We start from the raw sequence: 13,749 nt of genomic DNA, 5'->3' as shown, positions 1-13,749 counted from the left end.
GGATGATATCATTCAGCGAATATAACCACGGATCACATCCGCAATGGCTTTATTCGCTTCACGCCCATCACGGTGCTCAACTTCATCCGCAATTTTTTCCAGGTACTTATTCAGCTTGCCGCCGGTCGGGACATTGCCGTAAGCGATCAGCATCTGGACAATATTTCTCAGGGCAAGGACCTCTAAAGAGAGGCGTTCAACAACGGTGTCTTTATCTGGCATAGGGTGCTCCGGTACGACGGTCGAAAACAATCTCCTCAGATTACCCGCAATCCCCTCGAATCAATCCGCAGAATATCGCTGTTTTTCACGCCGATTTGACGCGTAAACCCCGTTCCTCTCGGCCGTGCTAAAAGACAGAGACCGCTAAAGGTTGAACCAGCCACCTTCACAGGGCATGATCGTCCCTCGTTTTACAAAGGAGATTTTATGCAGCAGTTGACGACATTTCTGAAGCAATATGGAATAGAACCCGATCACGCCACCTCACTGATTGTTATTTTTGGCATCATTTTTCTCACCGCATTGATCGTTCACTTTATTCTGCACCGCATTGTGCTACGGGTTTTTGAACGGCGTGCGCAGGGCAGCAGCCTGTGGTTGCAAATCATTACCGGGAACAAATTATTCCACCGGCTGGCCTTTATGCTCCAGGGGATGATCGTCAATCTCCAGGCTGTTCTGTGGCTGCAAAAGGGCAGCGATGCCGCCCTGATCCTCTCCACCTGCGCCCAGCTGTGGGTGATGATCTATGCACTGATGTCCTTCTTCTCACTGCTTGATGTGATCGCTGGTCTGTCACATCGCTTTGCGTTTGCCGCGCAGTTCCCGCTGAAGGGGATATTCCAGGGCGTGAAGCTGGTGAGCGCTATCGTGATCGGCATCATGATGATTTCACTGCTGATCGGTAAATCGCCCGCGATCCTGATCAGCGGTCTGGGCGCAATGGCCGCCGTGCTGATGTTAGTGTTTAAAGATCCGATCTTAGGGCTGGTGGCCGGTATCCAGCTTTCTGCCAACAGCATGCTGAAACTGGGCGACTGGCTGGAGATGCCGAAATACGGCGCAGACGGCGCGGTGATTGATATCGGGCTGACCACGGTGAAAGTGCAGAACTGGGATAACACCATTACCACCATTCCAACCTATGCGCTGGTGTCGGATGCCTTTAAAAACTGGAGCGGGATGTCAGCCTCCGGTGGGCGACGTATTAAGCGCTGTATTAATATCGATACCACCAGCATCCGTTTTCTCTCCGATGCTGAGCATGAAAACCTGATGCAGGCGCGGCTGCTTAAGCCGTATATGGCAGCGCGTCAGCAAGAGATTAACAGCTGGAATGGACAGGGTGATGTTGCCGAATCTTCGGTACTGAATCAGCGCAGGATGACCAACGTGGGTACTTTCCGCGCTTATCTGACCGAGTATTTGCGCCAGCATCCGTTGATTCGCAAGGATATGACGCAGATGGTGCGTCAGCTGGCACCAGGCGCCGAGGGCTTACCCGTTGAGATCTATGCGTTTACCAACACCGTTGCCTGGCTGGAATATGAAAGCATCCAGTCCGATATTTTCGACCATGTTTTTGCGGTGGTGGGCGAGTTCGGCCTGCGTGTGCATCAGGCACCGACCGGCAGCGATGTGCGGGCGATTGCGGGCGTTGTATCGTCTTAAACGCTGTGCTGAATGAGAAAGGGGCTAAATAGTTAGCCCCTTATTGAAATGATAAGATCGCGGATTCAGGATCCTTTGTGCTTACTGCGCCAGCACCGATGGAGAAAACCACCGGCCAGACCGCCGATCACCGTTAAAAGGGTGGCAGTAATCAGAAACAAGGCAACGTTGTCATTCATCTCCTCATCACTGAGCACCGGGCCAACGATCAGGTCGGACAGCTGCGGGAATACGGAAAAGGCAACGCCAAAACCCACAACTGCACCTAAAAACGAAAACAGAAACCGTTTCATCGTACCTTCCAGAACCACACTTCGGCGGAATCAAAATAGTCGCTAGCCCATCCTTCCCAGTGCATTCCCCACTGGATACGGAACCAGGTCGTTTTTGCCGTGAGGCGCGAGCCGTTCCAGAGATCAATATGATCGCCACTGCGGTTATTAAATGATTCACCAGAACGGCGCCAGTAGTCTTTAAAAAATATGATGCCGGTTTCTTGCCTGAGGACTTTATCAAAATTAGCGGTGGTGACTTTCGTCACTGCGTCGATGCCTGCGAAGGGGCCAGAGTACAGCGCTTTGGCAAGCTCTTCTGCCCGCAGAATGTGACCTTCCTTTTTTGGGTGGTGCCAGCAAAATGTGGCTTTTAGCTGTGAAACATTGCAGCCGCAACGCGCTAATGCCGTGCCAACACTGATAGCGCATTGATCGTCAAATGCCTTTGTGCCGTTTTCCAGCAGGCAGGCCGCTTTTTCTCCTCTAACCACTGGGTGTGCGTCCCATAAGGCTTTAAATGACAGTGCCATAACATCACTCCTTTAACGTTAAGTAATAAGGGCTTATGTATTAGCACATTTCCGGTTAGCAAAAAGTCCAATGTGGTTTTTTGCCATAAAAAGGATGTTTTTTCGCAGAGTGTTGAGTGAAGCAGCCCATTTAACCTGCCAGCCCTGTAACGTCGTGAATATGACGATAACGTCGTCAGGAAATTAACTGAACCCGTTCACTGTCAGTGTTTTTCAGCGTTTCTCGGTTGGTGAATAATTGGAGCCGGAAGCACAGTTTTACATGCTGCTCAGTTTCATCCATTATTCCTGATGCTAACGTTGATTCATATCGCGCGTAGTCAAATCACTTAAGGAGAAGAGATGAGCCAACTGCATCAGGGAATGAATCAGGAAGAATTTGACGGCGGTTATTTTTATGCTGCGGAGCTTAAAGCATTCGCGAAAACATTAGGTATTCCCATCGGTAGTCTGAAAAAAAATGAGCTTGAATTGCATATTAAGGCTCGTTTATTTGGCTATTCGGGCAAGCTTCCCGTTGCCGTTCCCAATAGGAAGAGTAACGGAGAACGTGATTTGCTCACGCTGGATACCCCCGTGGTTAACTATGTCAGTGATAAAAAAACAAAATTTTTTTTACTGACGGCCGTTGAGAAACAGTATGGTGTGCTCGTGGATAAGTCTGGCCAGTGGTATTGGCTTAATAGCTGGCGTAAGCAGTGCATCATTGAGGGGGTAACGATTACTTATGGTGACCTGGTGTCCCATCTGGCCAGCTTGAAAAAAAAGCAGGGGCGGTTACCGCAAATTCCTTCAGCCAGAATGAATAATTTTATCAGTGATTACCTCGCTGATACTGAAAACAAAGGAAGTGGAAAAAATGAAGCCTCAAAAGCCTGGGCTGAACTGAAAGCGAGTTATTTACCCAAAACGTATCAAGCCTATAAAAAATCCAGAGAATTATTGGAAATATAAGGAAGTATTAGATGGTTATTATTGAATGTCCGGCGCTGTCTTTAGTTGGCGTCTCTACGCGCACGAAAAATGCTGATGAAATGGATGCAGCGACAGCGAAAATCGTGCCCTTATGGCAACGCTTCTATCAGGATATTTATCCTGAACACCTGTCAGGTGATGTCGTCTATGGCGTTTATTGTCATTATCAGTCTGATGCAAGTGGAGAGTTTGACGTCATTGCTGCCGTAAAAGAACAGGGGAATGAAAATACGCAAAGAAGTTCTGTGTTTGAGAAAGTTGAACTGGCAGCAGGCCGGTACAGGGTTTTCTCAGGTCAGATGGGGGAGGGTAACCCTGTTTTTCAACTGTGGCAGCAAGTGTGGGAATATTTTGAACAATCCGACTGCGCATATCGGCGTCACTGGGGGACAGATTATGAGGTCTATTACCCGGACGGAAAGATTGAGTTATTTATAGGAATAGCGTGAGCGTAATACATTCCAAAAAATAACCTTCACCTGCTATTTTCATCGGCCACACTTTTGGGTTGTCGATGAAAATACTATGTGTACATGTTAATGATTATTAAATTTTAATGACCGGCTCGCGTAAAAGTATTTTTAGTGATGGGCTTCTCAAAAATAAAAATATTATTTTGGAATTAATCTGAATTTTTTCAATTCACTATCAGTAACTTAACGGTTATTTCGAGAATAATCCCATATAAAACAATGATAAGGGCACTAACCACTCCGTTGTGTCGTCTGTGTTATCTGCTATATATTCGCGCTGTAACACACAAGGAAAGTGTGCCTGCGCGTGCTTTCCGCATCAATATCACAAGGAGTCAATGTGAGCAATTCTTATCAGAATGAAATCCCCAAAGCGCGTGTAAATATTAAACTTGATGTACACACCGGAAATGCCAGTAAGAAAATGGAGCTGCCGCTGAAGCTTCTAGTCACCGGCGACTTCAGTAACGGACAGGAACAGCGCGTGCTGTCCGAGCGCGAAAAAATCAACGTTAATAAGAATAACTTTGACAGCGTGCTGGCAGAGTTCTCTCCGGCATTAAACATCTCTGTAGAAAATACCCTTACCGGTGACGGTAGTGAAGAGAACGTGAGACTGACCTTCCGCGAGATGAAAGATTTCACGCCGGAGCAGGTCGCCCGTCAGATCCCTCAACTCAAAGCCATGCTCGCCATGCGCAACCTGCTGCGCGACCTGAAAGCCAACCTGTTGGATAACGCGACCTTCCGCAAAGAGCTGGAAAATATCCTGAAAAACCCGGCGCTGAGTGACGAATTACGTAGCGAACTGTCTGCTCTGGCGTCTGAAAAAGCGTAACCCTCAGTGCGATCCCGATGACACCGGGTTGCAGCCTTGCAGCCGGGCGTGTGACGGGGATATTAATGGATTAATACAAGAGAATGCTGATGACTGTTCAAAATGAAACCCACTCTGCCGGTGCCACCACCGTGCTGGAACGCCCTGCTGTGGGCGGTGTTTATGCTTCCCTGTTTGAAAAAATTAACCTCAACCCGGTGTCGCACCTCAGCGACCTGGACATCTGGCAGGATAATCAGGCGATGTCCGATGCCAGCATCGACGAGCGTGTCACTGCCGCGATGAAGGTGCTGGTTGAGTGCCTGAATCAGTCAGGCTCAAAAGTGGAGAAGCTGGATAAAACCCTGCTGGACCACCATATTGCGCAGCTTGATGAGCAGATCAGCCGCCAGCTTGACGCGGTCATGCATCACGATGAGTTCCAGAAAGTGGAATCCCTGTGGCGCGGCCTGAAGTCGCTGGTGGATAAAACTGACTTCCGCCAGAACGTAAAAATTGAAGTGCTGGATCTGTCGAAAGAGGACCTGCGCCAGGACTTCGAAGACGCGCCGGAAATTATCCAGAGCGGCCTGTACGCGCACACCTACATCGCTGAATACGACACCCCCGGCGGCGAACCGATTGGCGCGCTGATCTCGTCTTACGCGTTCGACGCCTCCGCCCAGGACGTGGCGCTGCTGCGCAATATCTCCAAAGTGGCGGCCAGCGCCCATATGCCGTTTATCGGCTCCGTCGGCCCGCAGTTCTTCCTGAAAGACAATATGGAAGACGTGGCGGCGATCAAAGATATTGGAAACTATTTCGATCGCGCTGAATACATCAAATGGAAGTCGTTCCGCGATACGGACGATTCGCGTTATATCGGCCTGACCATGCCCCGCGTGCTTGGTCGCCTGCCGTACGGCCCGGACACCGTGCCTGTGCGCAGCTTCAACTATGTTGAAGAAGTGAAAGGCCCGGATCATGATAAATACCTGTGGACCAACGCCTCGTTCGCTTTTGCCGCCAATATGGTGAAAAGCTTTATCAACAACGGCTGGTGTGTGCAGATCCGTGGTCCGCAGGCCGGTGGTGCAGTGACCGATCTGCCGATCCACCTGTATGACCTCGGCACCGGCAACCAGGTGAAAATCCCGTCAGAGGTGATGATCCCGGAAACCCGTGAGTTTGAGTTCGCCAACCTCGGTTTTATCCCGCTGTCGTACTACAAAAACCGTGACTACTCGTGCTTCTTCTCCGCCAACTCGGCGCAGAAACCGGCGCTGTATGACACCGCTGATGCCACGGCCAACAGCCGTATTAACGCACGCCTGCCTTACATCTTCCTGCTGTCGCGCATTGCGCACTATCTCAAGCTTATCCAGCGTGAAAATATCGGTACCACCAAAGATCGCCGCCTGCTGGAGCTGGAGCTGAACACCTGGGTACGCAGTCTGGTGACGGAAATGACCGATCCGGGCGACGAACTGCAGGCTTCCCACCCGCTGCGTGACGCCAAAGTGATCGTGGAAGATATCGAGGACAACCCGGGCTTCTTCCGCGTCAGGCTGTTCGCCATCCCGCACTTCCAGGTTGAAGGCATGGACGTCAACCTGTCTCTGGTTTCTCAGATGCCAAAAGCGAAATCATAAGGCGGAGTACCAGGGATGAAAACGGAACAACCGCTGTGGGGCCGGGGCGTAATGGTCTCGCCACAGCATTTCCAACAGCAGGCTGCCTATGCGGCCTGGTCAGCGGAATGTATTGCGCAGAGGGGGCTGAATCATCCCTGGGGCGTTATCCATGCTGAGTTCGATGCCGATGTGTTGAAACTGGGGCGCGTGCAGGCGCGCCATCTGCATGTGCGTTTTCAGGACGGTACGCTGATCGACACCAACAACGGTGACGATCTGCCGCCAGTGATACTGCCTGAGGGCCATGACGTTGTGGTGATGCTGGCTCTACCGCTGCTGCGGGCGAACGGCGGTAACTGCCTGCAACCCGATGAAGTGGCCGAACGTCCGGTACGCTATCGCCAGCGCTGGCGCGATATTCGCAATCAGTTTGGCGACGATACCCGCCAGATTGCGGTGATCAAACCCGAGCTGACGCTGCGTTTTGCTCATCAGAACAACGCTGATTACCTGGTCTGCCCGGTCGCATGTCTGAAGCAGGACAGCCAGGGCGGCTGGACGCAGGACGACACCTTTCTGCCCGCGATACTGACCGTAGAGAGCAGCCCGTGGCTGCTGACTCAGCTTGAACAACTGATGACGCAGCTGCGCGCACGCCTTACCCGCCTGATGGCGATGCGCCGTGAGAGTAACGAACGTATGGCTGATTTTGCCGTTGCCGATGTGTCGTTGTTCTGGCTGCTCAACGCGCTCAACAGTGCGGAGCCGGTATTGGGTCAGTTTCTGCGTTTTCCGCAAAGTGCGCCGGAGCGTCTTTACCCGGAATTGGCCCGGCTGGCAGGCAGTTTGCTGACCTTCTCGCTGGAACATCAGGTGAGCGCGATCCCCGTGTACCAGCACGCGGAGCTGAACGCGGTTTTCCCGCCGCTGTTCGATCTGCTCAGCGATCTGCTGGAAGCCAGTTTGCCGTCGCGTGTTGTTTCCATTGCGCTGGAACATGACAAGCGGCTGCATCAGTGGCTGGCCCGCCTGCAAGATCCACGGCTGCGCGAGGACGCTGATTTCTATCTTTCCGTGCGTTCCCCGCTCCCGGTGGCGCAGTTACAGGAGCAGTTCCCGCGCCAGTGCAAGGTCGGTAGCCCGGATTATGTCACCAGCCTGGTGAACACGTCGCAGCAGGGGATCCCACTGAAATCGCTGCGCCACGTTCCCGCCGCCATCCCGCTACGCATGGAAAACCAGTACTTTGCGCTCGATCTCTCCCATCCTGCCGCTGCAGAGATGCTGGCAAGCGGAAGCTGCATGTTTTACGTGCCGGGCATGCTGGGTGAACCTGAACTTGAACTGTTTGCGGTGCTGAGAACATGAGCCAGAAAAAGAGATGTGACATCGACGGGCTGTTGCAGAACAGCTGGCTGCAGGTCATCAGCCTGCGTCACGGCCCGCAATTTAAGGACGGGGAAGGGCGAGTACTGTGGCAACGCTGTGTGGCAGAGGTGGAGGCGGTGCAACTGGCGATGAAAGCGTCGGGATGCAACGCCCAAAGCTGCGAGCACGTTCTCTATGCGCAGTGCGCCCTGATTGATGAGGTCGTCAAGGGACGCGGCGTGCAGGATGACGCTTGCGTGCAGTGGTATCACATGCCGTTACAGGGGCATTTTCTCGGCACGTTAGATGCCGGAGATCACCTCTGCAATCGCATGCGTGAGGTGCTGCACCAGCCCGCACCGGATGCGGCGGTACTCACCTGCTTCCAGCGCGTGATGCTGCTGGGTTTTCTCGGCGGCTATCGTTCGCTCGACGATCCCGAGCGGGAAACGCTGGTGCTGGCGCTTAATGCGCAGGTAGCGCCATTGAACGGCCCGCAGGCGAAAACCGTGCTGACGGGAAACCAGACAGGGGCGGGGATAAGCCGATGGTTATCCCACTGGCCGCTGCGTATAGGTGGCTCCGTCCTGCTTCTGGCCGCCGTCTGGTGGGGCCTGAATCACTGGCTGAGTCGCCTGGTGGCCTCGCTGCTGCCGGGAGTCGTGCAATGAGCCCTGCGCTACAACGCGTGCTGGCGCTGTGGACGGTCCTGCTGGTCGCCGTGGTTTTTCTACCTGTTCCTCAGGGTGTTGCCGTGCTGTTGCTGCTTATCGGGCCTGGGCTGATGGTTGCCGTGAGGGTGGTTTCCCGCCGCCGCTCGTCGCCGGAAGCCATCTTGTGCGCAGATGGCCTGCCCGATGCGGCTTACCGTCGGCCCGTGGTGCTGGTCTGCGGCGATAGCGCCCAGGCCTGGCCGCATGACTCTGCGGTCCTGTCCGTGTCGCACGGCTGCTGGCTGCGTGTGGAAAAGCATCAGGAGCTTGATGTGGTGGCGCGCCAGCTGCTGGCGCTGCGTCCAGAGTGGGGTCGCCAGCTGTCGGTGATGGTCAGCGTTTGTCCTCAGCAACATCAGGATACCAAGACGCTCACCAGCCGGTTGCTGGCACTGCGCTGGCAGATCGGCCAGCTACGGCGTGAAACCGGCTATTCCCTGCCGCTGGTCCTCAATGGTCAGGTGGGCAGTGGGTGGGTCAATGCACGTCTCTGGCAGGCCGTGATGCCTGGCCAGCCTGTTCAGGTGTGGCGTGACAGTAGCGCACCCTGCGCCCTGAACGGCTGGCTGGCCGCTGGCGGCAGTGCGGCTTTACAACAGCAGGTGCTGATGAACAGCCTGACGGACTGGTTTCAGCAGGATGTGGTTGCGGTCTTTACCGACAGCAACCCGGATATGCCCGCCATCCTCCCCACAAGTGTTGTCTGGGGGCTGAGTGGTTCTCTGGATGGGGCGTTAGCCTCTTCAGTCTGGATGCGCTGGCTGCAACAGCATACCGGGCTGGTCCAGGTTGCAGGTTGGTCACCCGCAGAAGATGCGCCGCCTGTATCACTGTTGCCGGAGTTTGCGCTGCCATTGCTGCCGAAGGGGCAGGGACTGACGCCACGACAGCGAGCCTGGCGTGGCGGGCTGTGGATGGCGGTCATGGCGGGCGTTGTCGCGCTGGGTTGCAGCAGCTGGAATAACCATCGGCTGTTACAGCGGGTGGTTTTTGATATGGCGCACTATCAGCGTATCGCCATGAATGACTATGCCGCGAAAGCGGCGGCGGTGAGCGTGTTGCATCAGGATGCTGCCGAACTGGACAGGTATGCCCGCAACGGCGCTCCTCTGCGACTTGGCCTGGGTTTGTATCAGGGGGAGAAAATACGCCTGCCGCTGCTGGAGGCTATCCGCTCTTACGTTCCACCACTTCAGCCACCCCCTCCGGTGAAGGAGAAAATCGAGACGATTATTCGCCTCGACAGCCTGTCGCTGTTTGATTCCGGCAAGGCGGCGCTGAAAGACGGTTCGACAAAAACACTGGTCCATTCGCTGGTGGGTATTAAAGCGAAGCCGGGCTGGCTGATTGTGGTCAGCGGCCACACCGATAACACCGGTAACCCTCAGCTGAATCAGGTGCTGTCCCTGAAGCGCGCCGCAGCGGTGCGTGACTGGATGCGCGACACCGGCGATGTGCCGGAAAGCTGTTTTGCGGTGCAGGGCTATGGCGCAAGCCGTCCCGTGGCACCCAACGACACGGCGGAGAGCCGCGCGCTTAATCGCCGGGTCGAAATCAGTCTGGTACCGCAGGCAGATGCCTGCCAGGTCCCAGCAACCCAAGCGTTATCACAGGATGATGACATAACTGTAAGTCCTAAATAAGGAGTAACACATGGCAATTCCAGTCTATCTCTGGCTGAAAGACGACGGCGGCGCGGACATTAAAGGTTCCGTGGATGTGAAAGACCGTGAGGGCAGCATCGAAGTGGTGGCGCAGGAACACAACCTGTACATCCCGACCGATAACAACACCGGCAAGCTGACTGGCACGCGTGTGCATACGCCGTTCCAGTTCACCAAGGAAATCGACTCTTCCAGCCCGTATCTCTACAAGGCGGTGACCACCGGTCAGACCCTGAAGTCGGCGGAGTTCAAATGGTATCGCATCAACGATGCAGGCCAGGAGGTGGAGTATTTCAACACCAGACTGGAGAACGTGAAGCTGGTGAAAGTGGCTCCGCAGATGCATGACGTGAAAGACGCATCGAAAGAGAAGCACAACCACCTGGAGCGCATTGAACTGCGCTACGAAAAAATCACCTGGACCTACAAAGACGGCAACATTATTCATTCCGATTCATGGAACGAACGTACCACTGCCTGATTTAGGGTAACGATTTAAAGCAGGCGGTTCGCCACCTGCTTTTTTGTTTGCTGAGCCGCTTACGGCAGGCCGCTGAGCAAACAAAAACACTGTTAATGCCTCCGACCTGATGCGCACAGGGTCCTTATTTAAAGGAATGGCGACGGGCGGTAGCGTGTCTGAACCACTACGGAAAAGAGAAGAGATATGGAAAATCAGTCAGCCGTTCTGTTACGTCGTTTAAACCCCTTCTGCGCCCGCGCACTCGAAGCTGCCGCCACGCTGTGCCAGACCCGCGCGCACGGTGAAATCTGCATTGAACACTGGCTGCTGAAACTGCTGGAGCAGGGTGAGGGTGACATTACCGTGCTGGCGCATCGCTACGAATGGGACATGGACGCTATCTGGCAGGATCTGCTGGCCTGGCTGGATCATCTGCCGCGATCGGTACGTACCCGCCCGCAGCTGTCGGAACCGCTGTTAAGCCTGATTAAGCAGGCGTGGCTGATCGCCTCGCTGGAAAATAACGACGCTACTCTCCGCAGCCATCATCTGCTGGCTGCGCTGATTGAAAAGCCTTCCCTGATGAGCTGTGACGGGCTGTGGCCGTTGCTGAGCCTCGGCCGGGTGCAGCTGGAACGTCTGCGCCCGCTGCTCGATGCGCAGTCCGATGAACGCGCAGAGGTCGAGCAGCAGGAAAGCCTGAGCCGGTCGCCCTCCACGCTGGCCGATGTCGATACGCTGCTAACACCTGACAGCGGTGCGGCAATGGGGAACGCCCTGAACGACGGTTTGCAGGCTGCACTCGACCGCTTCACCCTCGACGTGACCGCCAAAGCGCGGGCGGGAAGCATTGACCCGGTATTTGGCCGCGACAACGAGATCCGCCAGATGGTCGACATTCTCTCTCGCCGCCGCAAGAACAACCCTATCCTGGTCGGCGAACCGGGCGTGGGCAAAACCGCGCTGGTCGAGGGGCTGGCGCTGCGCATTGCCGAAAGCAACGTGCCGGACAGCCTGAAAACCGTCAGCGTACGCACGCTGGATCTCGGCCTGTTGCAGGCGGGGGCGGGCGTGAAAGGCGAGTTTGAACAGCGCCTGAAAAACGTGATTGAGGCGGTGCAGCAGTCGCCCGAACCGGTGCTGCTGTTTATCGATGAAGCCCACACCATTATCGGTGCGGGCAACCAGGCGGGCGGGGCCGATGCCGCCAACCTGCTGAAGCCTGCGCTGGCACGCGGCGAACTGCGCACCATCGCCGCCACCACCTGGAGTGAGTACAAACAGTATTTTGAGAAGGATGCTGCGCTGGATCGCCGCTTCCAGATGATTAAAGTGGATGAACCGGATGATGAGACTGCCTGCCTGATGCTGCGTGGCCTGAAGTCACGCTACGCACAGCATCATGGCGTACACATCACCGACGACGCGGTAAAAGCGGCGGTCAGCCTGTCGCGCCGTTACATCACCGGACGTCAGCTGCCGGACAAAGCGGTGGACCTGCTCGACACCGCCAGCGCCCGAGTGCGCATGAGCCTGGATATTCTCCCGGAAAGCCTGACCTCCCTGAAAGCAGAGATCGCCTCACTGGCAATGGAGAAGCAGGCGCTGCTGGACGATGCCGCCGTCGATGGCCTGACCTACAGCGAGCGTCTGGCGCAGATCGCTCGCCGTGCCGCAGAACTGAACGCCACCTTACAGCAGCAGGAAGCGCAGTACGACCGTGAGAAAACCCTCACCCGGAAGCTGCTGAACTGCCGCAGTGATATCAACCATCAGGAGGATATTGACGATCTGCGGCATCAGCTCCTGATCGCCCGGCAGGGCAGCCCGCTGATTGGGCTGGATGTTGACGTACGGATGGTCGCCAGCGTGGTGGCTGACTGGACGGGGGTTCCACTCTCCAGCCTGCTGAAAGACGAACAAAGCGGATTACTGACCCTGGAAGCGCAGATGGAAAAACGCGTGGTGGGGCAGGATTCGGCGCTGAAGGCGATTGCTCAGCGACTGCGTGCCTCAAAAACCGGGCTGGCCTCCGACAACGCTCCGCTGGGCGTATTCCTGCTGGTCGGAACCAGCGGAACGGGAAAAACCGAAACCGCCCTGGCGCTGGCTGATGCGCTGTTCGGCGGTGAGAAATCGCTGATCACCATCAACCTGTCGGAATATCAGGAACCGCACACTGTTTCCCAGTTGAAAGGCTCTCCGCCGGGCTATGTCGGCTACGGTCAGGGCGGCATCCTGACTGAAGCGGTGCGCAAACGCCCTTACAGCGTGGTGCTGCTGGATGAAGTAGAAAAAGCGCACCGCGACGTGCTGAACCTGTTCTATCAGGTGTTTGATCGCGGGGTGATGCGCGATGGTGAAGGGCGCGAAATCGACTTCCGCAACACCGTGATCCTGATGACCTCCAACCTCGGCAGTGATGCCATCATGCAGCTGCTGGATGAAACCCCGGACGCCACGGAAGGGGATTTACAGCAGCTGCTGCGCCCGATGCTGCGTGACCACTTTCAGCCTGCGCTGCTGGCCCGTTTCCAGACGGTGATTTACCGCCCGCTGGCGGAAGACGCAATGCGCATTATCGTCGGCATAAAGCTGGAGCAGGTGGCAAAACGCCTGGCGCGCCACTACGGCCTGAAAACCACCCTCGGCGACAGCCTGTCGACGGCGCTGACCGCAGCCTGCCTGCTGCCCGACACCGGGGCGCGCAATATCGACAGCCTGCTTAATCAACAGATCCTCCCGGTACTCAGCCAGCAGCTGTTACAGCACAGGGCGGCATTCGCGATGCCGCAGCACCTGACCCTGGACTGGAATGACGAAGAAGGGATTGTGCTGGCGTTTGACCCTGCAAAGGAAGGTGAATCATGAGCACCAACCCGGTCTCTTTTTTCAGCCACAGCCACCATCTGCTGGCGATACGCGGCTGTACCTCTCAGCCCGACGTGCTGGCCTTTCAGGGCGAGGAGCGCCTGAGCGAGCCGTTCCGCTGGCGCATCGAGTTTACCAGCGCCGACCACGGCATCACGCGCGAAGCCATGCTGATGAAGCCCGCCTCACTGACGCTGCAGGCCCCGGTTGCCCAGGCCTGGGGCGTGCGCGTTCAGCAGGCGGTGCGCGTGGTGCAGGGCGTGGTCACCGGCTTTGAGCGCCTCAGCACCTC

Annotated in this window: 14 protein-coding genes; 11 read left to right on the top strand and 3 right to left on the bottom strand. The window is 55.7% G+C overall.

The features are described 5' to 3' along the window. Positions 1-12: 12 nt before the first annotated feature. Complete coding sequence (locus ACFL9S_RS19385) at positions 13-222, bottom strand: hypothetical protein (RefSeq protein ID WP_405263489.1); 210 nt, start codon at positions 220-222, stop codon at positions 13-15. Between the two features lie 207 nt (positions 223-429). On the opposite strand from ACFL9S_RS19385, the gene ACFL9S_RS19380 reads away from it, so the two are divergent. Further along, on the top strand, positions 430-1,674 hold the full coding sequence (locus ACFL9S_RS19380) for a mechanosensitive ion channel family protein (RefSeq protein WP_405263488.1): 1,245 nt from the start codon (positions 430-432) through the stop codon (positions 1,672-1,674). Positions 1,675-1,739: 65 nt separating this feature from the next. Here the strand turns inward: ACFL9S_RS19380 and ACFL9S_RS19375 are convergent, their stop codons facing one another. Then, positions 1,740-1,967 (bottom strand): hypothetical protein, encoded by a 228-nt coding sequence (locus tag ACFL9S_RS19375; RefSeq protein WP_405263487.1) that lies wholly within the window; start codon positions 1,965-1,967, stop codon positions 1,740-1,742. After that, positions 1,964-2,479 (bottom strand): T6SS effector amidase Tae4 family protein, encoded by a 516-nt coding sequence (locus tag ACFL9S_RS19370; protein WP_405263486.1) that lies wholly within the window; start codon positions 2,477-2,479, stop codon positions 1,964-1,966. The genes ACFL9S_RS19375 and ACFL9S_RS19370 overlap by 4 nt, the downstream gene beginning before the upstream one ends. Before the next feature lie 342 nt (positions 2,480-2,821). Here ACFL9S_RS19370 and ACFL9S_RS19365 point away from each other — a divergent pair, with 342 nt between their 5' ends. The 10 genes from ACFL9S_RS19365 to ACFL9S_RS19320 form a co-directional block, all read left to right on the top strand. Continuing rightward, positions 2,822-3,433 carry a hypothetical protein gene (locus tag ACFL9S_RS19365; protein ID WP_405263485.1) on the top strand — a complete coding sequence of 204 codons (612 nt, stop codon included), beginning with the start codon at positions 2,822-2,824 and terminating at the stop codon, positions 3,431-3,433. An 11-nt stretch (positions 3,434-3,444) separates the two neighbouring features. Beyond that, positions 3,445-3,903 carry a GyrI-like domain-containing protein gene (locus ACFL9S_RS19360; protein ID WP_405263484.1) on the top strand — a complete coding sequence of 153 codons (459 nt, stop codon included), beginning with the start codon at positions 3,445-3,447 and terminating at the stop codon, positions 3,901-3,903. A 364-nt stretch (positions 3,904-4,267) separates the two neighbouring features. Beyond that, complete coding sequence (gene tssB / locus ACFL9S_RS19355; protein WP_405263483.1) at positions 4,268-4,765, top strand: type VI secretion system contractile sheath small subunit; 498 nt, start codon at positions 4,268-4,270, stop codon at positions 4,763-4,765. 83 nt (positions 4,766-4,848) lie between these two features. Further along, the gene (gene tssC, locus ACFL9S_RS19350) at positions 4,849-6,396 is read left to right on the top strand and encodes a type VI secretion system contractile sheath large subunit (protein WP_405263482.1); all 1,548 of its coding nucleotides are present in this window, start codon (positions 4,849-4,851) and stop codon (positions 6,394-6,396) included. Positions 6,397-6,411: 15 nt separating this feature from the next. Next, positions 6,412-7,746 (top strand): type VI secretion system baseplate subunit TssK, encoded by a 1,335-nt coding sequence (gene tssK / locus ACFL9S_RS19345; protein ID WP_405263481.1) that lies wholly within the window; start codon positions 6,412-6,414, stop codon positions 7,744-7,746. After that, positions 7,743-8,417 (top strand): type VI secretion system protein TssL, short form, encoded by a 675-nt coding sequence (gene tssL, locus ACFL9S_RS19340; protein WP_405263480.1) that lies wholly within the window; start codon positions 7,743-7,745, stop codon positions 8,415-8,417. The genes tssK and tssL overlap by 4 nt, the downstream gene beginning before the upstream one ends. Next, positions 8,414-10,102, top strand: coding sequence for an OmpA family protein (locus ACFL9S_RS19335; RefSeq protein ID WP_405263479.1), 1,689 nt, complete (start codon positions 8,414-8,416; stop codon positions 10,100-10,102). Before tssL ends, ACFL9S_RS19335 begins: the two co-directional genes overlap by 4 nt. Before the next feature lie 10 nt (positions 10,103-10,112). Beyond that, positions 10,113-10,604, top strand: coding sequence for an Hcp family type VI secretion system effector (locus ACFL9S_RS19330; protein WP_405263478.1), 492 nt, complete (start codon positions 10,113-10,115; stop codon positions 10,602-10,604). Between the two features lie 186 nt (positions 10,605-10,790). Then, positions 10,791-13,457 (top strand): type VI secretion system ATPase TssH, encoded by a 2,667-nt coding sequence (tssH, locus tag ACFL9S_RS19325; protein WP_405263477.1) that lies wholly within the window; start codon positions 10,791-10,793, stop codon positions 13,455-13,457. Beyond that, positions 13,454-13,749, top strand: a 296-nt coding sequence (locus ACFL9S_RS19320; protein ID WP_405263476.1) for a contractile injection system protein, VgrG/Pvc8 family, incomplete at its 3' end; no start/stop codon positions are given. The genes tssH and ACFL9S_RS19320, both read left to right, overlap by 4 nt.

The organism is Erwinia sp. AnSW2-5, assembly GCF_045107195.1.
Classification (GTDB): domain Bacteria; phylum Pseudomonadota; class Gammaproteobacteria; order Enterobacterales; family Enterobacteriaceae; genus Erwinia.
This window is presented reverse-complemented; position numbering and strand designations above follow the sequence as displayed.